This window comes from Methylobacterium segetis (assembly GCF_004348265.1).
GTDB classification, from domain to species: Bacteria; Pseudomonadota; Alphaproteobacteria; order Rhizobiales; family Beijerinckiaceae; genus Methylobacterium; species Methylobacterium segetis.
Map to the genome: position 1 here is coordinate 15,961 of NZ_SMNT01000026.1, position 24,487 is coordinate 40,447.

The 24,487-nt window shown below is 72.0% G+C and carries 21 protein-coding genes and 1 pseudogene; 4 read left to right on the forward strand and 18 right to left on the reverse strand.

The window, feature by feature from the left end; all coding sequences use genetic code 11:
- Nucleotides 1-260: 260 nt before the first annotated feature.
- Together E1J50_RS09060 and E1J50_RS09065 are read right to left on the reverse strand one after the other, a co-directional pair.
- Nucleotides 261-929 carry a uracil-DNA glycosylase gene (locus E1J50_RS09060; RefSeq protein WP_132252683.1) on the reverse strand — a complete coding sequence of 223 codons (669 nt, stop codon included), beginning with the start codon at nt 927-929 and terminating at the stop codon, nt 261-263.
- Nucleotides 926-2,077, reverse strand: coding sequence for a nucleoside triphosphate pyrophosphohydrolase family protein (locus tag E1J50_RS09065; protein WP_050735147.1), 1,152 nt, complete (start codon nt 2,075-2,077; stop codon nt 926-928). The genes E1J50_RS09060 and E1J50_RS09065 overlap by 4 nt, the downstream gene beginning before the upstream one ends.
- Before the next feature lie 204 nt (nt 2,078-2,281).
- On the opposite strand from E1J50_RS09065, the gene E1J50_RS09070 reads away from it, so the two are divergent.
- Both E1J50_RS09070 and E1J50_RS09075 read left to right on the forward strand, forming a co-directional pair.
- A complete protein-coding gene (locus E1J50_RS09070; RefSeq protein WP_007565621.1) occupies nt 2,282-2,809 on the forward strand; it encodes a hypothetical protein in 528 nt (175 codons plus the stop codon).
- A 7-nt stretch (nt 2,810-2,816) separates the two neighbouring features.
- Complete coding sequence (locus tag E1J50_RS09075; protein ID WP_132252685.1) at nt 2,817-3,410, forward strand: Nmad2 family putative nucleotide modification protein; 594 nt, start codon at nt 2,817-2,819, stop codon at nt 3,408-3,410.
- Between the two features lie 617 nt (nt 3,411-4,027).
- Here E1J50_RS09075 and E1J50_RS09080 read toward each other — a convergent pair.
- From E1J50_RS09080 to E1J50_RS09155, 16 genes and pseudogenes are all read right to left on the reverse strand, one after another.
- Nucleotides 4,028-4,423 (reverse strand): annotated as a pseudogene (locus E1J50_RS09080) (efflux RND transporter permease subunit); the annotation flags it as partial.
- Between the two features lie 458 nt (nt 4,424-4,881).
- Nucleotides 4,882-6,741, reverse strand: a complete 1,860-nt coding sequence (locus tag E1J50_RS09090) for a TniQ family protein (protein WP_132252689.1) — start codon at nt 6,739-6,741, stop codon at nt 4,882-4,884.
- Between the two features lie 10 nt (nt 6,742-6,751).
- Nucleotides 6,752-7,879 (reverse strand): ATP-binding protein, encoded by a 1,128-nt coding sequence (locus E1J50_RS09095; protein ID WP_132252691.1) that lies wholly within the window; start codon nt 7,877-7,879, stop codon nt 6,752-6,754.
- A gap of 10 nt (nt 7,880-7,889) precedes the next feature.
- Nucleotides 7,890-10,151, reverse strand: coding sequence for a DDE-type integrase/transposase/recombinase (locus E1J50_RS09100; protein WP_132252693.1), 2,262 nt, complete (start codon nt 10,149-10,151; stop codon nt 7,890-7,892).
- Nucleotides 10,133-10,354, reverse strand: coding sequence for a hypothetical protein (locus E1J50_RS09105; RefSeq protein ID WP_007565593.1), 222 nt, complete (start codon nt 10,352-10,354; stop codon nt 10,133-10,135). Before E1J50_RS09105 ends, E1J50_RS09100 begins: the two co-directional genes overlap by 19 nt.
- Entirely contained in the window at nt 10,351-11,046 is a 696-nt protein-coding gene (locus E1J50_RS09110; protein ID WP_132252695.1) for a TnsA endonuclease N-terminal domain-containing protein, read from the reverse strand. The genes E1J50_RS09105 and E1J50_RS09110 overlap by 4 nt, the downstream gene beginning before the upstream one ends.
- Nucleotides 11,046-12,245: a hypothetical protein gene (locus tag E1J50_RS09115; RefSeq protein WP_132252698.1), complete on the reverse strand. Its 1,200-nt coding sequence runs from the start codon at nt 12,243-12,245 to the stop codon at nt 11,046-11,048. The genes E1J50_RS09110 and E1J50_RS09115 overlap by 1 nt, the downstream gene beginning before the upstream one ends.
- A gap of 98 nt (nt 12,246-12,343) precedes the next feature.
- Nucleotides 12,344-12,514, reverse strand: coding sequence for a hypothetical protein (locus E1J50_RS27215; RefSeq protein ID WP_165937823.1), 171 nt, complete (start codon nt 12,512-12,514; stop codon nt 12,344-12,346).
- Between the two features lie 464 nt (nt 12,515-12,978).
- Nucleotides 12,979-13,488 (reverse strand): hypothetical protein, encoded by a 510-nt coding sequence (locus tag E1J50_RS09120; RefSeq protein WP_132252700.1) that lies wholly within the window; start codon nt 13,486-13,488, stop codon nt 12,979-12,981.
- Between the two features lie 528 nt (nt 13,489-14,016).
- On the reverse strand, nt 14,017-15,423 hold the full coding sequence (locus E1J50_RS09125; protein WP_132252703.1) for a serine/threonine-protein kinase: 1,407 nt from the start codon (nt 15,421-15,423) through the stop codon (nt 14,017-14,019).
- 502 nt (nt 15,424-15,925) lie between these two features.
- Nucleotides 15,926-16,801 (reverse strand): 3'-5' exonuclease, encoded by an 876-nt coding sequence (locus tag E1J50_RS09130; protein ID WP_245516500.1) that lies wholly within the window; start codon nt 16,799-16,801, stop codon nt 15,926-15,928.
- 68 nt (nt 16,802-16,869) lie between these two features.
- Nucleotides 16,870-17,850 carry a metallophosphoesterase family protein gene (locus tag E1J50_RS09135; RefSeq protein WP_132252708.1) on the reverse strand — a complete coding sequence of 327 codons (981 nt, stop codon included), beginning with the start codon at nt 17,848-17,850 and terminating at the stop codon, nt 16,870-16,872.
- Entirely contained in the window at nt 17,847-19,790 is a 1,944-nt protein-coding gene (locus E1J50_RS09140; protein ID WP_132252711.1) for an AAA family ATPase, read from the reverse strand. The genes E1J50_RS09135 and E1J50_RS09140 overlap by 4 nt, the downstream gene beginning before the upstream one ends.
- Before the next feature lie 84 nt (nt 19,791-19,874).
- Nucleotides 19,875-20,660, reverse strand: a complete 786-nt coding sequence (locus tag E1J50_RS09145) for a metallophosphoesterase (RefSeq protein ID WP_132252713.1) — start codon at nt 20,658-20,660, stop codon at nt 19,875-19,877.
- A gap of 54 nt (nt 20,661-20,714) precedes the next feature.
- A complete protein-coding gene (locus E1J50_RS09150; protein WP_132252716.1) occupies nt 20,715-21,146 on the reverse strand; it encodes a hypothetical protein in 432 nt (143 codons plus the stop codon).
- Between the two features lie 89 nt (nt 21,147-21,235).
- Nucleotides 21,236-22,264 carry a hypothetical protein gene (locus E1J50_RS09155; protein ID WP_132252718.1) on the reverse strand — a complete coding sequence of 343 codons (1,029 nt, stop codon included), beginning with the start codon at nt 22,262-22,264 and terminating at the stop codon, nt 21,236-21,238.
- Nucleotides 22,265-22,907: 643 nt separating this feature from the next.
- Between E1J50_RS09155 and E1J50_RS09160 the strand changes: the two genes are divergently transcribed.
- Together E1J50_RS09160 and E1J50_RS09165 are read left to right on the forward strand one after the other, a co-directional pair.
- Entirely contained in the window at nt 22,908-23,693 is a 786-nt protein-coding gene (locus E1J50_RS09160) for a hypothetical protein (RefSeq protein ID WP_132252720.1), read from the forward strand.
- Between the two features lie 17 nt (nt 23,694-23,710).
- A complete protein-coding gene (locus E1J50_RS09165; protein WP_132252722.1) occupies nt 23,711-24,043 on the forward strand; it encodes a hypothetical protein in 333 nt (110 codons plus the stop codon).
- Nucleotides 24,044-24,487 lie beyond the last annotated feature (444 nt).

Here is a 24,487-nt window from a genome sequence, read left to right on the forward strand (position 1 = left end):
CGCCGGATCTTCGCCAAGGCGATAGACCGGAGGCACGCCTAAGGTAAAGCAAGGTGATCCGGCTTCCCGTTGCCCGCACCTAGGGTTCACCGGTGCGTCGCACCCTGGAAGTCTCGCCGGCATAGGTGCGCGTGACCGCCGGGGCGATGGGAAGGTTCGAGGCGTCTCATCCCGGGCCAGCATACGAACACGTGCTGGTGCGTCATGCCTGACCTGGAGGCCCGCCAGACCAACGTCGGGAAGATCCGGCTGCGGTTTCCTTACGGCAGCGTGAGTTGCACCGCGCGCGGAGCTTTGGCGGGTAGGCCGTACAACTCGCCCATCCGAGCGACGAACTCGGTCTGACCTCCGTAGCTGGGGTGCCGGACCCGCTCGGCCGCCATACCCAAGTCCGCCAACGCCGCCTCGGCATCCCTCCCGATGGCGACCAGGACCCGGGGCCGCAATTCCGACACCAGCCATTCGAGGAGGTGGCGGGACGCCTGCCGTTCCCGACGGGTGTGGCAGCGATTGGACAGCGGGTCGCCCGACGCGTGCGGATGGAGCGGGAAGACGTTCCAGAGGAAGATCGGACGTCGCAGGTCCCGGAGAACCTGCCAGATCACCGTCGCCGTGCGCTCGGTCATCGCGGGGCCGCGGGTTGCCCGCGCCAGCGGCAATTGACCGTAGAGGCCGGCATGGGCGGAGAGGTGGGCCTCGTCCGTGAGCGCCAGGCCCGTGCGCCGCCCGCCACGGTACCCGAGGTCGCGCGCGATCCAGATCGAGTCGACGCCTCCGGCGAGGGCCGCCTCCAGCACGAGGCGCAGGTTCTCACGCCGGACCTGGGGCGCACCGACGCCGTCGTGGTCCGGGCAGGCCTCGGCGTAGGGGTTGAAGGTGTCGCTGAAGCGAAGCGCCGCGAGGGCCTCGATGAAGGCGCCAGGTGTCATGTCGGCAGGTCCTCGACCAGCATCTTCCGCCCGACCAGATCGAGCCGAAGGCGCCCGCGGCGCTTCTCCCGCAAGAAACGAAACGCTTCGTTACCGGCGAGAATGGCCTCTTCCCAAAGCCAGAGCGGGCAGGCCTCGACCTCGTAGCCGCGCACGAATTGCCTCACCGATTTCAGGAAGGCGAAGCCCAGGTCGCCCGGGCGCTGTCCTTCGAAGAAGCCGAGCTGCTTCGCCTCACCGAAGACGAACGTCGCCACGCCCTCCTCGATCAGGATCGCGCGCGCTCCGTCCTGCCCCTCGTCGACGCGGGCCTCGCTTTTCCTCTTCAGGCGGAACAGCGCGCGCGTCACCGGCGACCAGCCGAGGACGGCGGCGTAGGCATAGTGGAAGGCGTCGTGGAACCGGTAATCGTCCGGCTTCATGATGTTGTCGGTCAGGCGGTCGCCGATGAAGATGCCGTTGCATCGCTGCACGACGTACCGCCTGTCGTTCCCGCCGGTGCGCTCGAAGATGTCGATGGTCAACGCGCGGGGCAGGCGCTCTTCGTCCGGGAACGCCTCGTCGAACAGCGGCGGGGCGACGCGCGTCGCCGGCCAACGGTCCTCGGCCTTCGCGAGGTTGCGCATGGCGGCCTGCTCCAGGGTGACGCCGGCCTCGTTCGCGGCCGCGACGAGAAGGCCGAACACTGCGGAGAGACGCTCCAGGAGGTCCGGGCTTCCCGCGAGGTCGCCCCGCGCCCCCAGCGCGGCCAGCCGGCCGACGGCCCCGGCCAACTGTAGCAGGGTGTGCTCGAAGGCGACGGTCGGGACGTGCAAAGGCAAGGCACGCTGTGGCTGCACGTCCGCGAAGGTCGGCTCGGGTCCGCCGGCGAGGTCCCGGCCGGCGAGATCCCCCAAGCGCAGCCCGGCGTGATCGGCGATCACCGCCAGGTACCAGAGCGCGTCGCCCATCTCCTCGACGACGCTCGCCTCGTAGCCAAGATAGGACCGCGCGTCGCGCTGCTTCTTCTTGGTCTCGCTCAGCAGGCTGCCCGTCTCGCCGAAAAGGCCGAGCACGGCCAGGTCGAGGCCGGTGCCCTTCCCTCGCGTCCGGTCCGTCCGGACCGCCCCGGCTTGATAACCGTTCAGGCTAAGCGGCGCCGTATCCATGTCCCCTCCCCGCTCCAGGTTGGCCTATCCTCAGGTTGCCATCGTCGGACCTTTCCGGCGCTCAGTCCAGGGTTGCCTGTACCCACACACGCGGCGAACGCACCCTTGCCATACCGACCGCGGCTGACCACCTAAGCTTTACTGAGCCAGGCTCCCGGGCGGAATGCGCGACGGAAGGACCTGGGCACCGGGGAGAAGCCGCACATGCCGAAGGTTTGCGTGCTCGGTCCTGTCGACGACGAGGAACGCACGGCCCTGCTCAAGCTCTTGGCCGAGGCGGGCTGCGAGGTCGTGGACGAGGAGGTCGCCGCCGTCGAGCCCGACGAAGGGGACGACGACGAGGAGGAAGACGGCGAGCACGTCGAGGATCCCGTTGCACCGGAAGACGACGAGCCCGCGCCCGCCGATGACGAGGCCCCGGCCGGTCACGCCGAGACGCCGGACGAGGACTTGGGGGTGATCGTGCTGTCTCCCGATTGCCTCGCGGACGAGGAGCTGGGGCGCGTGATGCAGCGGGCCGCCGCCCAGGGTCGTCGCGTGATCGGGATCTGGCCTCCTGGAACCCAGGACGAAACGCTGCCGCGCGCTTTCGAGGATTACGGCGGGGATACCGTTCCCTGGGATGCGGGCAGCCTGCGGGGCGCCCTACCGCGGAGGAACGCGAAGCCCGAGTGGTTGAAGCCCGACGCCCAGCCGCGGGCGGAGCGCCAGACCAAGCGGAACAAGTGCTGAGGCCGGCGTGCGCGTCCACTCCTACGTGATCGACCACGACCTCGGGTTCGCGCCCAATCCGTTCCACCGGGTGTGCACGCTGAGCGCGTGCAAACCGCTGATCCGGCAGCACGCGAGCGTCGGGGACTTCGTGGTCGGGACCGGCTCGATTCCGAACGGGATCAAGGACCGTGTCGTCTACTGGATGCGGATCGACGAGATCCTCACCTTCGACCGGTACTGGGACGACGCTCGCTTCGGCGCCAAGCGACCCGTGATGTCCGGCAGCCGCATGCAGATCTACGGCGACAACATCTATCGACGCTCGGCCGACGGCACCTTCGTCCAGGCCGATTCCTTCCATAGCGAGCCGGGGGGCGTCACCAGCCTGCCGAACCTGGTGCGCGACACCGGTCGGACGGACCGGGTGCTTCTCGGGCGCGAATACGCCTACTGGGGCGGGTCGGGCCCGCTGGTCCCTCAGGAACTGCGCGATCTCGTGCACAGCACGCAGGGCCATCGAAACCAGTTCGCGCCCGAGCGGGTGAGCGCCTTCGTGACATGGCTCCGCGGCATGCCGGGCCGCGGCTTCCTGGGTCGCCCGGCGAACTGGCCAGCCTGAGAGCCGAGCGCCCCGGCGGCCCCACCGCCGGCGAGGACGGCCGGCGAACCCGGCCACGAGGCCATGGGCGTGGCCCGCGGCAAGGTGGCCTCACCCCGGTCCTTCGGCGACATCGACGCCGCGCGCCGGCTGCCCCCGACGGGCGGCTCGGAAGGCGCGGCGCCTGCCGGAATGAGCCTGGCTCAGAAGCCTCTACCGCCGAGTTGTCCCGTGCGATGCCCAGGGGCTTTCGAGTAGGGGCGACGGGCGGAGACCTTTCATCCGGGCCGGTCGGAAGCCCGGGCGGACAGCCGCTCGTGGCACCCGATCTGGCCTCGATCCGTCGAGCCACGGTGGCGGCACGCGATCAGAGACAGGGCGTTCCCAAAGGCGATGAATGACGGCGGCACGCATCGGGCTACGCCGTCCCGCCGCTTGGGTGCCATCTCATTCGGTCCGGGCAGCCTGGGTGATGCCGATCCATGAGCGCGGCTGCGCAGGACACACTCTCATGAAAGCTTGTCCCGTTTTCGGCTCCGCGACAGCGCCGCTCTCAACACAGCTTGTCCCGATTTGCCCGGGACCTTGTCACGCCGCGATGCGGACGCCCTGATCCGACCGCTCACGAGGTCGTCCGGCTAAGGTGTTGGTGTGTCGGTCCACGCCACGACATGGCCTCGTGGAGCGGACGGGAAGGACGCCTTGGCCTTGCCGAACCGGACGTAAAGCGCCGGAAGGACCAGCAGCGTCAGGACGGTCGCGCTGGCCAAGCCGCCGATGACGACGGTCGCCAGCGGCCGCTGCACCTCCGCACCCGTGCCCGTCGCCAGGGCCATCGGGACGAAGCCCAGGGCGGCGACCAAGGCCGTCATCGCCACCGGCCGCAGCCGGGTCAGGGCGCCCTCGCGGACGGCATCCGGAATCGCCGTTCCCTACGCCACGAGCGCGCGGATGTGGTTCAGCAGCACCACGCCGTTCAGGACCGCGACGCCCGAGAGCGCGATGAACCCGACCGCCGCCGAGACCGAGAAGGGCCGATGCCCGAGGCGCGAACCGCGCCCGCCGGCGTCGATGGGCAGGTGCAAGCCTAACCGCGAGGGTGGACGTCGGCACCGGGTCGGCCTCGCAGGCCGGTAGTGACCTCATAAGCGCGTTGGAGGCCGAACCCGAGCGGCGGCAGGACGGAGATCCGATCCAGCCGATGCCGGGCGATCCGGCAGGTCGCCGCCTGCAGCGCCGCCAGCACCGCGACGCCGGTCGCACCGAGGACGGATCCGAGCGCGAGGCCGCGCCAGCCGAACCGATGGGCCGCCGCCGCGATCACGGTCGCGGCGATGATCCGATCTGTTCACGTCCACTGGAAGGCGACGGGGTCCCCGAACCAAGACGGCGTCACATCCTTCCTCGGTCGACGCCCCGCGCAGATCCTCATCGCCCCGCTCATGGCTTTGCGCCGACGGCGCTCGCGCGGCACGGCGGTCCCGGCTTGCTCCTAGGGTCGCGGCGCGTGGGTCCTGGCGATGCGGCGCCGAAGGTCCGTCGGGACATCCATCCGGCGCCATACCGTCGTGGTCTTTCGGCCCGTGATCGCGAAGGCTGGCCCGACGCCGGCCCGATCCAAGGCTTCCCGCACCCACCGCGCGCCGGATCCCATCTCCCTGGCGAGCGCACCCGTGGTGGCGTACTCGGCCTCGTAAGCCGCGAGCGCATCGTCCCTGACGAGGATCTCCCCGCACGGCATCGCTGTCCCCGCCATGAGGCCTGCCCGGACGATCAGGCCGACGCTGTCCGTCGGGACCGTGAGCCGCCGGCCGACCTCTTCGAGGGTGAGACCCCCACCTTCGCGCGAACGCCGCGCGACCCTGATGTCCTCCGGGTCGACCAGGAAGCCCGCGAGGCCGGGTACGTCCCGCAGGACCGCCCTGACCCGAAGCTGGCCGGCCAGGATCATGTCGCAGGTGCCGCGCACGCCGTCGACCTTGCCGTGCTGGCTGGCTCGCGCGAGCGGAAGGAGGCCGGCGGGCATGGCCCCGACGGTCGGCGCCGAGCCACGGATCCGGGATAGCACGGCGGCCACGGCATCCCGGTCGAAGACGTCGGCCTTGATGCCGGCGCGCGCGTGGATCTCGGCGGGCGGGACGATCCGCGCCGCGACCAACATACGCGTCTGGCGCTTCGCCAGCCCGAGCGCCGCCGGCAGATTTTCCGCGCGGAGCGCGCGGTCGAGGATCGCCCGGATCTGGGCGGCGGTCTCGCGGGCGATGCCGATGGGCGTACCCCTCCTCGTCCGTTGCGGCCAGGCGCCCAGGGCCTTGACGTAGCCGGCGATGAACTCCGGCCTTCGGCCGCATTCCGCGGCGATGTCGGCGAGGCTGACCAACGGGACGTCGGTATGCCGGATCACCACCGAGGTCTTGTGAACCGGGCCCCGGCCGGCGTGATGCGCATAGAGGGCCGCCCGAACCGCATCCCCGCTCGCTCCCGCCGGCAGCCGCTTCGCCCAGAGATACAGATAGCCGTAGACCTGTTCGGCCCCCCAGGCGCCGAGGCCGACATGGTCGGCTCGGGCCATCCCGTCGAGCAGGGCGTCGAAGGCGTGCGGCCAGTCCCGGGCGGTGGCGAGACCGGCCGAGAACACCTCCGGATGGCGCTCCGCCGGAAATTTCGAGAGGGCCCCGTCGGCGCCCCCGAGCAGGGCGACGCCGAACCGCTCCATGGCGTCGCAGGCCTCGGCGAGCGTCAGGCCGTCGAGGAGGGGCACGCTGGTCCGGGCCATGCCGCCGAGGCGGCCGACCACGTAGGCGTCCGCCAGCGTCGTCGCGGGCGGGACCCTGGCGCCGTCGCAGGCGAGAAGGGAATGGCCGTTCCTGCAACGGGTCAGCGAGCCGGCTTCCCAGGTGACGCCCGTCCGGCAAATCGGGCAGGACCCCTCCAGGCGGACATGATGGAGGGGACAGGTGCCGACGGCGGCCACGTCCCACCAGAAGCGCCGGTGGATGTTCCAGTGCGCGTGTCGTCCCGACGGCGTCCTGCGAAGGTCGTCCTGCCAACAGCAGGGACACCACCGCCGCACGTTCGTCGTCCAATCGTCCCGGTGGACCACCTCGTCCGCGATCACGACCTTTTTCTTGGTGATCTCGGTGGGCGTCCAACCCCGGAACGCGTCCTCGCCACGGCCGAGCCGATCCGCGAGGGGGCCGGCGGCGCGGCCCTGCAGGATGTCGCTCATGGAATGGCCCGCGGTCCTGAGGCGTTCGCGGCTCCACGGCTCGCCGTTGACGTCGAAGGCGCGCAGCAGGTGCGCCGCGGCGGATTCCCCGTCGATGACGGGCGGGATGATGGTCAGCCGCATCGGTTTCCCCCTACGCGTCGTCGGCTTGCGTCTCGACCCCGGCCTCGGCGGTCCCCGTCAGGCGCGTGAGCCTCTCGAACTCGATCTCCTTCATCTTCGGCAGGGTCGAGATGTCGACCACCAGGAACGGGTTCCTGCGCGGACCGAGCTCGAAGATCTCCTCGAAGACGAAGCCGAGGTGGTCGACCTGCCCGATGCTCGGCTTGCCCGATTGGATGGCGCGGAAGGCCGCCTTCTTGACGAGGTGCATCATGCGACCGGTGTAGCCGTTCGAAGCCTTGAGCATGCGCTGAACCATGTCGTGCTCCGACAGGCCGCACGCGGCCGGGAAGCCGAGCCTTGCCTCGACCAGCGACAGGAATTTCGTGGCCTTCTTCACGCAGGCTTCCGAGTGACCCAGGGGCTTGATCGGCTTGAAGACGCAGCGCCGGAGGAGCTGGAAATCCTCCTTCAGCACCTTCTTGAGCCAGGGCATGCCCGAGAGCACGAGGGAGACGGGGCGCAACTCCGCACCGGGCGGCCGAAGCGGGTCGTCCGGATCCGGGATGACGAGGTTCTTCAGCGTCTCGACCAGGGTGCGCCGCTCGTCACCGGTGCGTCCGCGGAAGGCATGGTGGAATTCGTCGATCATGATGATGGAGACGAGTTGGGCGTGCATCTGGTGGCGCACCCGGGTCCAGATATCGTGCTCCTTCAGGTTGGCGCTGAGCTCCTTCTCCGTCATGGCGAGGTACAGCGCGAGACCCAGCGTCTTCAGCGTGCAGGGGCTCGGCGCCTTGATGTAGACCAGCGGCCGCACGGGGCCGAACTCGTCGCGGAACGGCACGAGCGCCGGGCGGAGCTGTAACCGGGCGAGCAGATGCGACTTCCCGGCCCCGGAAGCGGCCGGGATGACGAGGCACTGTCCCTCGACATCGTCGCCGAGGTCCTTGAGCATCTCGTCGAAGCGCGCGACGGTCTTGATCACGACGTCGGTGTTAACGTGGATGGTGTCGACGCGTCGCTTCCAGGCCCGCCGTTCGAGGTCTTGCGGGCTCAAGCGGGTCGCGAACCGCTCACGGCGGACCGGGGCGGCCTGGGGGCCGGGAAGGATGGTGACGTCGGGGCGGAAGATCTCCCCGTCCTGGCTTTGCGGCATGCGATGGCCCTCACTCGGCAGTCCAGTTGTCGGGATCGTCGGGGTCGAACTCGGCGCCGACATCCGCCGTCACGCTCCGCGGATCGGCCTCGGCGGCGACGGGCCTCGGACCGGCCGGCCGGGCCGCCGGCGCGGCGTCCTGCGGGGCTTCCTGCGGGGCGCTGGCCGGGCGCGGGGCGGTCTTGCGGCCACCCTGCCCGACCCGGGGCGCGGGTGCCGCGTCGGCCGCGGCCGGCGGCGCGGCCTTCCGCGGGCGTCGGGTCCGCAGCCGCTCTTCCTCGTGGGCGCCCTCGTCCGCGACGTCCCAGGCGACCTCGAACATCGGGTCGTCGGCGTGGTCGCGGACCCAGTCGACGTCGGCGCTCGCCAGGCGCTTCGGCTTGACGCCGGCCTTGCGGCATTCGGCGCGCAGCAGCTCCATCGCGCGGACGAGCGTCGCGCGAGCGACGCGCTGGCCTTCCTGCGTCATCCGACGCGCCGTGCGGACCACGTCTCGCCACTCCGCCAGGGACGTCCCGTCGGCCAACCCGTCCTCGCAGGGGACCTTGATCCAACCGGCCTCCTCGTCCACCAGGACGAGGAGGTGGCCGAGATCGGACGCTTCGGCCTTGACAAGGAATTCGTCGCCGAAGTGGAAGCCCTTCCTGCGACGGACGCCCTTCAGTTCGTCGGACTGGTAGGTGAGGCCGAGGAAGGTGATCCCGTTCCGCTGGATGGTCCGCGGGACCACCAGGGCGATGAGCGGGTCGAGGTCGTCGGCCGACGGCGGCAGGCGCGTGCCATAGCCCGCCAGGTCCTGCCAGCGCAGCAGGGGCGTTCGTCCGAGCAGCCCGCCATGCTTGCGGTTGTGGTAGATGTCGACGACCCAGATCGTGAAGAACTCGACGAGTTGGGCCAGGGTCAGGGCGGCCTGCCCGACGCTGTCGTAGTCGCCGCGCTCGCGCACGTCGCGGAAGGTCCGTCCGGGAAGGTAGGCGCAGAAGTCGCGCGCGATGGTGCCGAGGGCGCGCTCGACCTTGCCCTTCAGGTGGGGCTTGCGCCGGGGCATGTAGCGGAGCTCGAACCGCAGCTGCCCGGCGGCCGCCTTCATCGACCGGGAGTGGAATTCCGTCCCGTTATCGAGCTTGACCACCTCCGGCACGCCGAACACGGGCCACGCCGTGTCGACCCGGATGCCGGTCAGGTCCTTCGGCAGCACCGCCATGCGCAGGCAATGCATCACCGAAGTCCAGGAGGGACGCTCGTCACTGAGGTGGAATCCCACGATCATGCGGGTCGCGGCGCAGATCGCGACCGTGAGCCAGACCCGCCTCGTGCGCTTGTCCTTGCGGCGCCGGTCGCGCGCCGGCGTGCCGTCGCCCTCCAGGACCAGGACGTCGAGCGGCGTGTGGTCGACCTCGACGATTTCGAGCGGCCGCGTCGCCTGCGGGGCCTTCTTGACGTGCCGGAACGCCTGCTCCGCCGCCGCGGGGCCCTCGCGATGGTAGATCACGTCGAACTGGCTGACGTTCGCCTTCACCCAGCGCCGAATCGTCATTCCGTCAGGCACGTCGAAGGGCACGGTGCGCGTCTTGTTCTCGCGCTCGATCCTGCCCTGGATGAAGACGATGACATGGCTCAGCGGCGGTCCGTTCCGGGTGAGCCAGTCCTCGCGCACGCGCTCCGCGATGATCATCTCGACCTCGGGATCGAGGCGGAAACCCGCCCGTCCCTTCAGGTCGTCCAGCGGGATCAGCGCCACGATGGACTTGCCGCCCTTGCGCCAGCGCCCGTACCAACCCTTCAGCGAGGAGCCGCTCACCCGTTCGAGCGGCACGTCGTCGGGATGGGAGCCCTCGTTCTCGATGGCCCGCTGCCGGCGCTCGGCCGCGACGAGCCTCGCGATATCGGCGTAGCCCTTCGGGACCTTCCTATGGGTCCGCTCGGCGAAGCACCGGTCGCAGGCCTGCACGTAGTCGAGGCGCATCAGCGCCGCGTCCTGCTGGCGAACGTCGAAGGTGTCGATGTTGCGCAGGAGGTTGTCCCTGACGCCTTGGGGGAGCCCGGCGGCGGTGTCCTCCACCAGTTGGAGCCGCCTGGGCTCGCCGAAGTAGAGGTCGGCCAACTCGGCATGGGTCTTCGTGACCGTGACCGGCCTCGCCCCGAGGGTGCGCAGCGTGACGCCGGCCTCGTCGCGCGAGAGCACCTTGTGGTAGACGCCCTCGACGATGACGAGCGCGTCCGCTTGGAGACGGATTTGGCAGGCGCCCATGGTCAGCGCAGCCCCCCGCATGCACCGGGTCCCGCCATGCGCACCCTCCCGCCGCGGTGGAGGTCCACCAGGACGGCGTCGCTCAGCACGACGGTCTCGGAACCGCCCGCGAGCCTGCGCAGGGCGAGGCCCGCCCGCTCGCGGGCGACGGAGGCGTAGGGGACGCCGTCGACGACGACGACCGCGCCGATGGGAAGGCGGAACTGCTGGTCGAGCCTGTTCAAGGTGCACTCCTGAGGTTCGCGGGGCGGCGGATCATGGCGTGGTCGTCGAAGGGTCGGCCGGGGTCGGCCAGCTCGGCCTCGCCGCGCGCGACCAGGGCCACGACGGCCCGGAAGGCGCGGGCCTGGAGCCCCGATGCCGCCCGGAGGTCCCGGACGAGGCCCTGGCCGCCGAAGCGGTCGAGGACGACGCGCATGGTGTGCTGCTCCGCCTCGTCGGCCACGAAGGTGCGCTCGCTCGCGACGAGCGCGGCGTTCGCGACGCGGAGCGCGTCGACCTCGACCTCGGTCCAGAGCTCGAAGCCGTCGTAGCCGGCGGCCCTGGCGCCGGCCTCGATGCGGGGCCGGATCCCGTCCCAGCCCAGCCTGATCACCCGCTTCCGCGGCTTGACCTCGACGGCGATGCGCCGCCCGTCGTCGATCTCCACGGCGAAGTCGGCCGTGTAGCGGCGCCACCGGACGCCGTCGTGCCACCGGAAGGGAGCGGGCTCCTCCTGGTAGCGCAGGACGGCATCGTCCTGCTCCAGGATCAGGATGAAGTCCCGCGCGAGGAGGCCCTCGTAGGCCACCATGCGGTAGCCCATCCCCACCTTGCCGGAGGGGACCTCGCCCGTGATGCAGTCCCGTCGGCCGGTGACGACCGGGCGCGACGGGCTCGGCTTGCCGACATGGCGGCTTCGCAGGGTCGCCGGCATCAGGGCCTCCGCCGGGTGTCGCGGCCGTCGGGTCCCTCGGCCCCGTCGGCGCCACCCGATTCCTCGCCGGTCGGGATCGCGGGAGCGGCCCCCGGCGACAGCCGGATGGGATAGCGAGCGACCCCCTCCTGCCAGCGGTCCAGCGGGGTCCGCCGGTCCGCTCCGGAGCGGCGGAAGTCCAGATCGGCGAGCCAGGCGTGCGCCCCCGCCATCAGGCCTCCTGCGTCCTCGACCGCCTCCCCCCGGGCCGTCAGCCAGCGCTGCAGGCCCGCTGCCCGGCAGGGAGCGCCCGGATGGTCGACCCCGGCGAAGTGCAGCCGGATGCCGAGCGCCGCCGCGGAATGCTGGAACGTGGCGCCGAGGAAGGCGGGATCATGGTCCAGCACGATCACCTCCGGCAGTCCCATGCACAGGCGGGCGGCGCCGAGCGGCTCCGCGGCAGCCGTCGCGGTCCGCGCCCCGAACAGGCCGAGCAGGTCCTCCCCGTCCGGCGGCGCAATGCCGAGCGCCGCCGCCACGATCACGCCGCTGTAGCTGTCGCGTGCGGTGACCAGGTGGACGCGGTCGGCGCCGAGTTCCGGGATGGCGAGCCGCAGGACTTCCCGGGCGACGACGACCTCGGCGAGAGGACGCCCGCACGAGAGCTGCCGGTACCGATACGCCTGCTGCAGGGAACGCAGACGGTCGCCGACCATCCGCACGAGGGTCCGGAAACCGGGAACGTGGGCGGCCGCGCCGCCCCGCGCAGGCGCCGCTTCCAGGCACCTCGCCTGTGCGAGGCGGGCCATGGCCGTCAGCGTGACGCCCAGGCGCGGGTCGGCCTCGGCCACGACCTGGTCGACCAGCTCGCCGATCCACGGGGCCCAGTGGGTCTGCTGCCGGGGCAACCGCGCCATCCGCCGGTCGGCGAGGCCGGCCGGGTTGCCGCCGGCCTCCCTCAGCCGCGCTTCCCATGTCCTGACCTGGCGCGGCGTGGGCGGATCGACGTCGTCGCTCAGCTCGCAGACGGCGCGGATCGCGGCCCGCATGTGGCGGTCACCCCGCCGTCCCTGCGGGAGGTCCTCGACCGCCCGCACGTAGCGGTGGCGGCGCAGCGCGGCGGCGCGCTCGCGCTCCGTCATCTCGTCGAGGGCCTGGATCTCGGCCCGGAGCCGGTCAGCGTCGGCAGTCGTCGACGGAAAAAGTTCGAGCTGCTTCATGGTCGTATGGGTCCTTGAAAGGCGGACGGGGCCAGCCTTGTTGATGGGATGGGATGGGGCGGCGGCCCCGGCCCGGAGGCCGGGGCTTCGTCGGCGGCTCAGAACTCGGTGGGCTCGCTGGCCTCGGTCTCCGGCTCGAACGTCCCCCGCGGGACGCCGAGCAGCGCGGCGACATCCCCGTCCCAGGCATCGAAGGCCCGGTCGATCAGGGGGGCGAGGGGCGGCTGGAAGTCGGCCGTGAGGGGCTCGACGCGGTACGGCTCGTTCATGATGCTCTCCTCGGATGGGGTCGCGCGGGGCCGGTCCGGATCCGTCGCGGGGACGGTCCGGGCGCGGCCGGCTTGGGCCGGCGGATCCCGAGGAGGCGGAGCGCAGCCCGCTTGCTTTCGCAGGCGAGAGCTGGCATACGTCGTCGGTCTCGAATGTCGGCCTTGATCCCGGTGGTTGGCCGGTCTGGTTTTCGGCAATCGTGATCACGAGGTCTGGCAATGACGCGGTCGAGAGGGCTCAAGCTCTCGGCCGACGGGCCAGTCCTAACCTGCTACGGCTTCGCAGCTCGGTTGCGGGCAAGCTCAAAGCGTGCGGTCCGGATCGGACCGTGCGCTTTTATTTTGCCGCTCCGATCACTTCCCGACCCGGTGGGTCGCGCGAGCGCGCGCGGAGGGCTGCGCGAGATATGTTGCGCATTGCCATTCTCCTCGATGATTGATGAGTTGTTGGATCTAGACTGGTCTTATGACGCCGAGGCCTTCGTTGGATCTTTCAGATACCAATGTTGTGCCTTGCGATCATGGTAAACCAGGTTTTTATTCTTAAGGCGGGTCTTGTTTTTCTCCGAGGCATCGAGCGTAAAACCGGCGTCCCGAACCGCGTCATTGACTTCGCTTCCCGACAACCCCTTGGCGCCTGCCTTCGCGAGTGCGTCGACGATGACTTGGGCAACCAGGCCCGAGACTTGCGGCACCGGCACCCGCTCGGCCCCGCCCGAGACCGGCTCGTCGGCCGGCAGCGGCTGGGCCGGCGCTTCCATCTCGGCCTGGTCGGCCGCCGGCATCGGCTCCGGCGCGTAGGCAGCCCCCTGCCGCAGGGTCGCGATCACCTGGTCGAGGCGGGCCGCCTTGGCGGTCTCCGCCGCGATGGCGCTCACGTGTTCCAACATGAGCTCCTGAAGCTGCCGCGTCCTGTCCGCGGCGGCTTGCCGGGCCCGGTCGCGCTCCTGGCACATCTGGGTGATCACATCCATTCGGCACCCCCGACCAGGTCCAGGTCCGCATCAGGTCCGGAGTAGCTCCGCGACCTGATGATCGGACCATAGACCGGGTGCCCGCCAGGCCGCAAGTTCTTTCGCCCAGGTCCACCGGACGTGGTAAACGGAACCTGACCCGGTCGGACCGGTCGACCGGGTGAGTGAAACCGGATCGCGCACCCGGCCAACCTTGTCCGTCGCGTCCCCGGGGTTATCCTCTGGCCGAGTGTCGCGTGTATCGAACGGCTGGCGACAATCGAAGTGACCAAGGGCGCCCGCAAACGCCACGTCCGCGTTCGTCGATCTTCAAGTCGATGAAGCATTCATTCGAGCACAGGCCGCCGTACCAAATGTCGGTCTGCGTATTCCAATCAGCATCGGCGCCGAGACGAAGGCGTATGCCGCATTTCATCAAGCTGGCCCTCGGGGGTCAGCTGGTATCGCGACCCTCGCACTGGCCGAGCGGCTTTGCCGTCGACAGGGCCCCCGAGCCGGTCGGCGACCCGGCCGTGGTGGACCTGGTCGTCATGGGCCTGGCCGACCGGTGGGTTGGGCCGGGGCGCGGATCAGGCACCGACCGGCCGGCCCGTCGTGCCACTCGAAGCCGATCTCGACCAGGCCGGACGCCAGCACGAGGTCGCGGACCGGGTCGAACCTGACGGCGCTTCCCTCCTCGTCGGCGGTGCGGACAAGCTCCTCCAGCAACCCGGCATCCTGCGTCCGAACCGGCTCAGGAGCGACCTGGAGCTCGCCGGTCCCGTTGACGTGCATGTGGAGGCTGGGCGCGCGGTCCAGCCGCGAGAGGCGGCGCATCGCGCGATGTGCGGGTGTGTCGAGCTCGTCGGGGATGGACGCATCGAGGATTGCATCGGCGTCTTCGGGCGCGAGCGTCGTCGGCGCGCCGTCCGACGAGACGACCGCGGAGGATTGCTCGAACCGCCCGCCGGCGACGTCGAAGCGGACCGTCAGGAGCAGCCTGACGCCGGCGCGGGACAGGGCGAGGTCCAGCCGGCCTCCGTGCCCCTCGCCCCGGGCATAGCGGGCGTCCCCGATCTCCAGGCCGGCATGCCGTCGCAGCAGTCGACCTGCGGCCGGCGCGAGCGCCTCGTCGATCAGGTCGCGGGAGAGCGCGCCGGCGAGGCTCCGGCGCCATTGCGGACCGCCCCGGTCCGATGTCCGGGCGCCGCGCGCGGGCGGCGCGAGGAGCGCGGCGGCCGTCCAGCGCAGCGCGGGGACGTCGGCCGCGGCCGCGGGGCCGCGGTGAACCAGGTCGGCCAGGTCGCCGATCAAGGATGGAAGGCCCGGCGACAGCGCCGCCTTGAGCCGGCGCTGGACCAGTGCGGCGGCGTCGGCGAGGGCCGCGGAACCGGGTCCGGATGCGGGGCGGCCCGTTCGGGTGGCGCCCGGCGCGAGCCCTTCGAGATCGGCGAGGGCCTGCAGGATGAGCGGCAGCATCCGCAGGTACTCGAAGGCCCGCCCGAGGTGCGCCCGCGTGCCGTCGGCATCCTCGGGGACCCAACGGGCGATCCGTTCCAGGGCGGCCAGCACCTCGGCGTGGGCCCTCAGGGCGAAATCCTTCGGGATCGCGTCGAGCACGGCCCGGTCGGCCGGATGGCGCGACCGGGCGAGGGGGGCGACGATGCCATCTATCCAGGCCTGCCTGATGTGTTTGCGGATGGCGCTCTGCAGCCCGGGGATCTTGGAGACCTGGAGACCGCCCCCGGAGAGCGCCGCATGCAGGGTGCCCATGGCCGTGTCGACGATGGGCCGCGTGTCGGGATGGGCCAGGGCGGAGATGGCCTGCCGCGCCCGCGCGAGTTCGTGCACGTCCGCCCGCACCGGGCGGACGCCGGCGGGGGAAACCGGGAATTCGGGGTCGGGATGCATGGCCGGACGGTGCCCCAGGCGCGCGGGCGTCCGGTCGAGGCGCACGGCACGGCCTCGCACCGGGACTGTGCGCGGAGGCCGGGCCGGGTCGGTCCTGTCCTTGGACGGCGCCCGGGAATCGGGCGCACAGCCCATTGTGCGAGGCGCGCGGCAAGGCACAAACGCCGTCCCCGACCCTGCCGGGACGTGCCGCCGCGCCGCCGCCGGCCGCGACGTTCCCGACGGCGACCCCGGTGAAGTTCCGCTCGCGCGTTCCGCCATGTCCCGCCTCGACATCCAGGGGTTCTCGGGGACCGGGCCGCCTCAGGCGGCACGGCGCGAACGCATGGGGCGCCGGACCGCGGCGCGCCGCTTCGGCATCCGTCGCACGACGGCGCCCGCGGTGGGCGTCACCGGTCCGGGCGCGTGCGCCGGCGGCCGGTCCGGTGTGCCGGCGACGCCGCGCGGCCCGGGCCCGAGACGCGGCGATCTGGACCGGGGCCCCGAGCCCGATCCGGGTGCCGCGCCCGCGACCCGGGGAGACGGGACCGGGACCCGAGGGCGAGGGTCATCCGCCCCGGCGGTCCCTGTCGACGACGAACGCCGGCCGCGTGTCGGACAGGCGTCGCCAGGCGTCGAGGTAGGCGCCGAGATGCGGTCTGCGGGTCCGCTCCAGCTCCAGGTAATCCTGGAGGCCTGCGATCGCCCTGTCGTGGGCCGCGGCGTCGGTCCGGCCGGCGAGATACGCATGGCGGACGTAGATGCCGAAGGTCGTCATCGTGTCGGTCTCGCAATACGCCCGGACGCGCTCGATCTCGCCGGCGGCGACCATGTCGGCCACCAGCGACCCGTGCTCGCCGAGTTTGCCCGGCATGCCGACCAGCGCGGCGGCCTCCTCCAGGGTAAGCCGGCTGGCGCACCCGAACCCGGACATCTCGTCCATGACGTCGACGTGGGCGCCGCCGTACCGGTTGCCGTAGCCCGACCAGCGCGTGCCGCGCCGGAACCAGGCTTCCGCCGAGATGCCGTGGAGCATCGTGCGGTGGAGCAGCGTCGGCATGTCGAAGCCGCGGCCGTTCCAGGTGACGAGCCGGAATCTGCCGGAGGCGAAGTGCCGCCAGAAGCCGCGCAGGATGCGGGCCTCGTCCCAGCCCGCCTCGCCGCCGCTCCTGCAGGCGGTGACCCGATAGTCCTCCAGTCCCGTTTCGCCGTCGCGCAGGATCTCCGCCTGCACGAAGCTGACGGCGACCACGGCGTGCCACGCGCATTTCGGAAACTTGTCCCTGGCCCACACCTCGGGCGGCGGCATCAGGGTTTCGTCCGGCACGGTCTCGATATCGACGACGAGGAGCGCGTCCGCATCCGCGCCGGGTTCCGCCGCCGGCCGACGGTCGTGGCGGACGGCGGAGCGCGCGCCGGCCGCGGGTGCGCTCGCGTCGGACATGGAGGGGAGCCGAAGCCGGGGCGACGGGGAGCGGGTCTCGTGCATGGGGCGGTTCTCCGGGGCGGCTGTCAGACCAGGATCGTGCGGCTGGCGTCGAACCCGTTCGTCGGGTCGTCCGGGTCGTAGGGGTTGCTCACGACGCGCGTGCGCCCGAGCCGCAGGTCGCAGGCCTGCGGCACGTTCCCGTGGATCCAGACGGCCGGGGCGCCCCACCCCTCCATCACGGGGTCCAGGGCGGAGGCGTGCCAGCAGACCCGCCACGGGTCGAGCACGGGCCTCGCCAGGGTGGGCGGCAGGCAGGACCGTGATGGGGCGAAGCCGGTGACGACCGCGGCCCGGTCGCCCGGGCCGATGTCGCGCAGGACCGGATTCGGCATATGGCCGTACGAGCCGGCACCGACGGCGACGGCGTTGAGGGCGTCCTCGATGAAGGCCCGCGAGCGGGCGTGCGCACCGGCCGCGTCGTGCGGGAAGAAGGGCACCCCGGGCGCGCTCGCCGCCCTGTCCGTCACCGTCCAGCGGCTCCGGGCGTGGGCGCGGGCGGTCCGGGCGTTCTCGACGCCGTCGAGGGCGAAGTCCGTCCAGAGCGTCGCGCCCAGGATGACCAACCCGGGCCGGAGCGGATCGCCGAGGCGAACGGCGCCGTCGTGGAGCACGGTGATGCCCAGCGCCGCCCCGAGCGGCACGGCCTCGGCGAGCGCCTCGCCCACGGGTTCGCCGTCGAGGTACTCCGCCGGTCCCGGGACGAGGACGACCGGCCGCCGACCCTGGCGGCCGCCGAGCGCGTCCGCAAGCCAGCGCACGGACCGGCACAGGCCGGGCGCGATCCCGCCCGGGACGAGCAAGGCGTCGAAGTCCGGCAGCGGGTCCGGCAGCACGTGGGGCGCCCGGTCGACCCTGAGGTCGGACAGGGTCCACAGACGGAACGGGACGGGCTCCGACGGCGCGGACCGCGCCCCGGGGGCGGCCGGCACGGCGGACGGGCCTTCCGTCGGTACCGGTGCATGCACCTCGGCGCGGGCCACCGGATCGGGAACGTGGAGCGTCACGGCTGTCCTCCGTCCTGCGCGGCGCGGTGTTGGTCCGCCTCGGCGATCAGCGCCCGGAGCGCGTCGCCCGAGACCAGGCGCCGCGCGATCAGCAGCTCGGCGACGGCCGCCACGGCGGTGCGGTTCGCCTCCATGACGGCCAAGGCCTCGCCGCTCAGCCGGTCGAGGTCGCGCTCGACCGCCCCGAGAAGGGCGGGGTCGAGCGACAGCGCGACCGCGACCTCGTGGGGGGCGCCGCGATACGCCAACCGGTCGCCGAGGCCGAGCGAGGCGTGGTTGCCGGCGAGCAGGGTCGTCACGCGCGCGAGGTCCGAGCGGCTATCGCCGCCCGCCCCGGCGCTCGGCTCCCCGAGGAACAGGATCTCGGCAGCCCGTCCGCACAGGAGCGCGACCGCGAGGCCCTCGATCTCCGCGCGGGTCGGCGACTGGCCGAGGCGGGTCGCCACGGAGGTCGCGCCGAGCGAATCCCGGCGCGGGACCAGGTCGACCTGGGCGACGCGGGCGCCGATCCGCTCGAACGCCACGGCGTGCCCCGCCTCGTGGTACGCGCTCCGACGTCGGTCCGCCGGGCTCCCTTGATCCGGCGGCGCGACGCGGCCGAGCAGGTCCTCCGGGCGCATCGGCCGTCCGGCGGCGCGCGCGGCGGCACGGGCCTCGGACACCCACCCGGCGACCTGGGCGCCGCTGGCGCCGAGCGCGAGCGCGCCGAGCGGCGCGAGGTCCATGTCGGGCACCTCGCCGTCGTCGAGGTGTTGCCGGAAGATGACCGCCAGGTCGGCGGCCGAGGGCGGCTTGATCTCGATCACCCGGCCCAGCCGTCCGGGCCTGATCAAGGCGGGATCGAGCCTGTCGCCGTGGTTCGTCGCCGCGATGATGCACACCTCGGGGGCGCCGGGCGCGTTGAGCGCATCGAAACCGAGCAAAATGCTCGTGCACAAGGGGGTCCACCACTCGCGCGCGTGGTTGTCCATCGTGGCCCTGTTAGGAATACTATCAGCCTCGTCTAGGAACAAAATACTAGGAGCTAACGCGCACGCGTGCGTGTACGCGGCATCCCAGGCGCGGAGCACGCCGCCCAGGTGTCCGTCGGATCCGGTGAACCAGGCGCCGACCGAGGTCGCGACCAGCGGCAGGCCCGCGGCCTTCGCGAGCGAGCGGACGAAAGATGATTTTCCTAGTCCCGGGGCGGAGCTGAGGGCGACGTGCCTGTCGAGCCGCTGGAACGCGGGCGCGCCGCCGGAGGCGCGCCAGGTCGCGATCTCGTCGATGAGGCGCGTACCCCAGGCATGGGCATCGCCGAAGCCGACCAGGGTCGCGAAATCGGGCGCCGACCCGACGGCGGGATCCGCGGTGGCCTTCGAGCGCGCCGCCGCGGCGAGGCGCGCGACGCAGGACCGCGCCGTCGTCCCGCGCACCGCGGCGGCGATCTCGAAGAAGTCCAGCCCGCGGGCGATCCCGGGCGGCAGGGTCGGACGCCGCCCCGTGGCGGCCCGGACGACCCGCGCGATCACGGCGTCGGTCGCGCCAGGGAGCCGAACGTGCAGGTCCGCCGCGGCGACGAGGGCCGAAGGCAGGTAGCGCGCGGGCGATTGCGAGACCCCGAGCACCCGGTCGCCGCGGGCGAGCCGGTCTGCCACTCGGTCATTTCCGCGGTCCGCACGGTCCTCGCTTCTCGAACCGCCGTTGCGCGCCACCACGTGACCCCACGCCGCCAGGCGCCCACACGCCTCGCGGACCGGCTCGACCCAGTCGGCGGCCGGAACCTGGACGACGAGGGCGAAGGCGGGATCGGCGGCGATGCGGCGGCGCTGGGCGGGCGAGAGCGCCGCTTCGAGCGCGAAGGCCGCGAGCGTCTCGGTCGCGGGACGGCGCTCGTCGGCGGCGACGTCCCCGGTCTCCGCCTCGTTCAGGTCGTCGCGCAGGAAAGTCAGGTGGGGCATCGTCGCCTTGCTCCGAGGGTGGGTTGGGGTCCGGGGCCGGGGCGCGGCGGGTCCCGTTTCTCGGGACGCATCCGCGGGGGCGGCCTACGACGGCACCTCGACGACGCAGGCCGGGTCGAAGGCGGGGTTCTCGCCGTCGTAGCCGAGGGGGTTGCACAGGATCCGGGTCGGGCCGATCCGGTGGTCTCGACGGGCGTGGACGTGGCCGTGGAGCCAGAGATCCGGGCGGCCGGCGGCGATGAGGCCGCCGAGGTCGCTCGCGAAGGCCGGGTTCAGCACGCTTCCGGCAAAGCTCGGGTCGAGCGAGGCACGGGCCGGGGCGTGGTGCGTGACCACGACGTGCGGTCGCACCCGCGCGTCCGGCGGGTCGACCTCCAGCAGCGCGCGGAGCAGGAAGCCGCGGGTGGTGGCGTGCAGGGCAGCTGCATCCCCCGGCCGGAAGGTGCGCCAACCTGGATTTCGGGTCGTCGCCACGCAGCGGTGGTCGTTGAGACCGGCCTGCGCGGCCGCCATGGCCCGCCGGCGGTCGCCGTCGAGGCCGTAGTCGGTCCAGAGCGTGCCACCGGAGAAGGCGACGCCGCCGATCTCGACGGTATCGTCGTCGAGCAGGGTCACGCCGTGCCGTTCCGCGGCCCGGCGCCCGAGCGCGCGCTCCTCGTCCACGGCCGAGCCGTAGAATTCATGGTTTCCCGCGACGACCAGGACCGGCATGAGCGGACGGATGGTTTGGCCCAGCCATAGGACGGTGTCCGCCAGGCCCTGCCCGACGTCGCCCGCGACGACGGCGACGTCGGCGTCGGGGATGTGCGCGGGTGCCCAGGGCGCCCGCGACAGGTCGCGGTGCAAGTCGCTGAAAGTCCAGATTCGCACGTGTTTGGCTCCTGGGTTCTCAGGATCGTCTCGCTGTTCGGGAGGCGGCGGCGGTCACCGCCGCGGCGGGGGGCGGCGCCTGGGCCGCAACCTTTCGCGTCGGACCGGACGACCGCCGCGCCGGTTCGGCGACAGCCTGGCGAGAACGTGGGCGAGGACGGTGCGCGCCGCCGCATCCCCCCGCCAGGCGGCGACGAGCACCGCTGACAGCGCGAGGTCCACGACGGCGGGATCCGGTTCGGTGCCCCGGGTGAGGTCGAGCGTGACGGCGATGGCGGCCGCGGCCTCGCCTCTCCGGGCCGCGGGCCAGGACTTGTGATGCAGGCAGACGCCACCGGCGAGGGCTCGGCGGACCTCCTGGATCGCGGCGGCCGCGATGTTCGGAAGCCGTTCCGTGCGCCAGAGCGCGAGCGGGTGGCATCCCCGGGCCAGCTCGCAGCGCAGGGAAGTCGGGTCGGAGGGCTGGGGGTCGTCGCTCGGGCGCATGCGTCCTCCGGGCTCGCGATGGGCAAGACGGCCCCGCTCCCGCGTGCCGAGGCGCGCGGGCGGGGTTCGTCGGACGGGATGTCGGAGGGCTAGTGCCGGTCGAGGCGCTCGGCGCCGGCGTCGGGGTGTCCCAGGACGAAATACCTCGACAAGGTGCGCGCCCAGCGCCGGCCATCGGAGGCATACAGGTCGCTGGTTGTGATGCGCCGCCCATCGGGGAAGTTCGGATGGCCGTAGACGTCGCCGGTGAGCACCCTCACGGACCGGGTGGCAGACCGCCACCGCTCCAAGCGTGGGGCGCCCTGCAAGTCATCCGGCGTCGGCTTGACCTGGTCGCGGATGCCCTGGAGTTCGTCGGCGAGGTCGCGCAGCCGGTCGCCGGCCTCCCGGTCGTCCGGGCTTCGTGCCTGCTCGGCGTCGACGCCGAGGGCGGCGGCGTAGGCGGCGGTGTCGACCGCGTCGGCTGCTGGCTCCTCGGCGGCGGCGCGCAGGGCCGCGAGCAGGGCCACGGAGGCCACGAGGCTGCGGCTCGTGCGATCCCCTTCGGCGATGCGCTGTGCCTCCCCGCGGCCGAACGCCGGCACGACCATTGGCAGGGTCCGGATACGACCTCGACCCGGCACGAGCGCCTCGTGCCCGCGCATGACGCGGCCGAACGCGTCGGCGGCGGAGGCGCCGCCGCTTCGGCCGCAGCCGAGAAGCCAGGGCGGCGAAACGACGTCCAGACCGAAATCCTCCGACGCGTTCATGCCCGCGAGCGCGGACGCTGCGGCATGTTCCTCGAAGGGGGTCGGCCCTACCGGCAGAACCGGCGCGTCGATGCGCGCCCTCAGCCCGAGGTTTTCCAGGCACGCCGCGGGCAGGTCGAGGACGAGATCATCGTCCCGCCCCACGGCCTCGGCCGCGATCTCGCCCGCCTCGCGTGCGTCGCGCGCCTCGCGCTCGATCACGGTGAGGCCCTCCTCCGTGACCGTCCGGCCCGGCAACGGCGCCTCCTCGGGGAACCTGACGCGGAGGAGCGTGACGGGCCGGCCGAGAACGCCATAGGCGTCGGCGAGGAGGAGCGCGGCGTAGGCGGCATGGGTCCGGCCGGCGGAGCCGAAGAAGGCAGAGATCAAGGGCAATCTCCATGACGGAATCCGGACGCCGGCACGCCCGGTGGAATGGCCACCTGGCGCGCGACGTCGGACCGGTTGTGATTGATCCGTGAATCGTAAGGCAAAAGAGCGGAAATGAACAGCATATTCTGCTCGTTATCAAGAGCCGGATTTCTGGCATGGTTAACGGCTGCGTAGTGTTACAGTCTTGGGTCCGCAGGATTACTTACGCATGTGCGTGAGGTGGCTCGGTGACGCCGCTCCGGGGATACGCTCGCCACGACCGGCACGAGGCAGGTCCGCGCGCTCCGAACGTGCAAGGCGGCATTGGCTTATCGCGCGCGAAGTGCGCCGGTCCTGGGAGCTCCACGCGCCACGCATTGTCGCACAGATGACCCGGAGCGCCGGCGAGAGGCGGCTCCGACCGGCATGCCGGCGCGGCGGGCGCCCGGAACGGCGCCGATGCCGGGACGTACCCGCGGCGCGACCCTGGGGCAGAGCGGGACGATGACAGTGATCGGCGCGACCTTAGGAGCGCGAGTGACTCGATAGACTGTCAGCGAGCGCGGCCAGGGATCCGATAACCAGTAAATTCGGTACTTCTAGACATATGGAAATAGGGATGGCAAGATTCCTTCGATGCATCGGCCCAAAGGAGGACGCCGTGATCGCGACCATCCATTCCAACGACCGCACCGGGCTGCTGGCCGCAGCGCTGGTGGCCGGCGGCCTGACCGCCGCCGGTACCCGTCCGACCCTCGTCGCGGTCGGCGCCAACGGCGCCCAGGCCTGTGGCCTGGCACGCCTCTCGGGTTCGTTCGACCTGCTCCGCCCCGATCCCCGCGACGCGGCGGCCGTCCTCTCGGGACTGGCGGCACGGTCGGAAGGCGACGTGATCGCCGTCCTGCCGACGGACCTGCTTCGCGAGGGCGGTCCGGGCAAACCCGGACACCTGCGCGTCGTGGCCACGGCGTGCCGGCTGACCGCGGCCCAGGCCCTGCACGCGACCGCGTCGGGGGCTTGGCACCTTCGGTGCGACAGTGAGCTCGGCCAGCCGGCCTGGCGGATCGCCCCGCGCGTTCTGCCGCTCAAACTACCAAGGCTCTCGCCGCTGGAACAGATGCGGCTGCTCGCGGGCGATCTCGGCGAGAGCATGCGGTACGCGGCGGTCGCGCTCGCGGCCACACTCCTCGCCGTCTCGGCGGACCCGGACGCCGAGCGCTTCGAGACGGGTGACCTGACCGCGCTCATGTCGCCGCTCTCCCCGGCTCGGGACCGTGACCTGCACGAGCGGCTCCTCGACTGTGCCGCCGCCCTGGGCGACCCGGTTCTCCAGGGCGCGCCGGTCGGCACCGCCGGGGCCGCAGGCGGACGCCTCCGCAAATCCCGCCCGACGCCGGTGGCGACCGCCCGCCTCCGCGCCACGCAACCCGCCCGCCTCCGCGCCTGACGGAAAGGACCAGAGCCATGATGAACCGCACGAAGCCGAACCGCGTCTCGCTGGCCCCTCGGCCGCGCGTCGCCTCACCCGGGACCGGTCGTCCCGGTCGCTCCGGAAGCGCCCGGCGAGCGCGCGCGGGGACGAGTTCCTCGCGGGCACGGGCCGGTCGGGGCCACGTCGCCCGGAACGTGCCGCCGACGGCGACCCCGCGCTGGGAGGCGAACCCCTACGAGGCGTTCTACGCCTTGTCGGCGGACGGGGTTGGCCTGCTCGACCCCGGTTTCGACGACTGGGACTTGGACCCCTGCGTCCTCGTCGGCCTGGCGCCGAACCGTGGCGACGAGCGGGAGGATTCGTGACCGTCGTCCGCGCGGCCCGCGGGACCGGGCTTCGGACGACGCGAGCCGGCCCCGGCTCCCGCTTCGCCGCGGGAGCCGGGGGCCGGCGAAGGATCGGCGTTCCAGGTTCCGGAAACCGTTTGGAACCCGTAACGTCTATCGCTATGCGTGACCCGTTACGGGTTGCGACCTGCGGGTATGTACCCGAGCCGGAACATGGAGGCGCTTTCGGCGGGAAGCGGCTGGTCGAGCTGCTCAAGCTGTCTCCGGGAGAAATCAGAGGCGACGCCGCATCGGGGATGCCACGCCGCTGCCACAGGCCGAGATCGGCGATGGCTCCGGCGACGGTTCGGCTACGTCTGTCGCGTCAGAGGATAAGCCGGATGGCTGGCCACGCAGCGCCTCGCGACCGATATCGGCGCCGGTGCGGGTGGACCCGATGCCCCCTCGACATCCCGCCGCGCT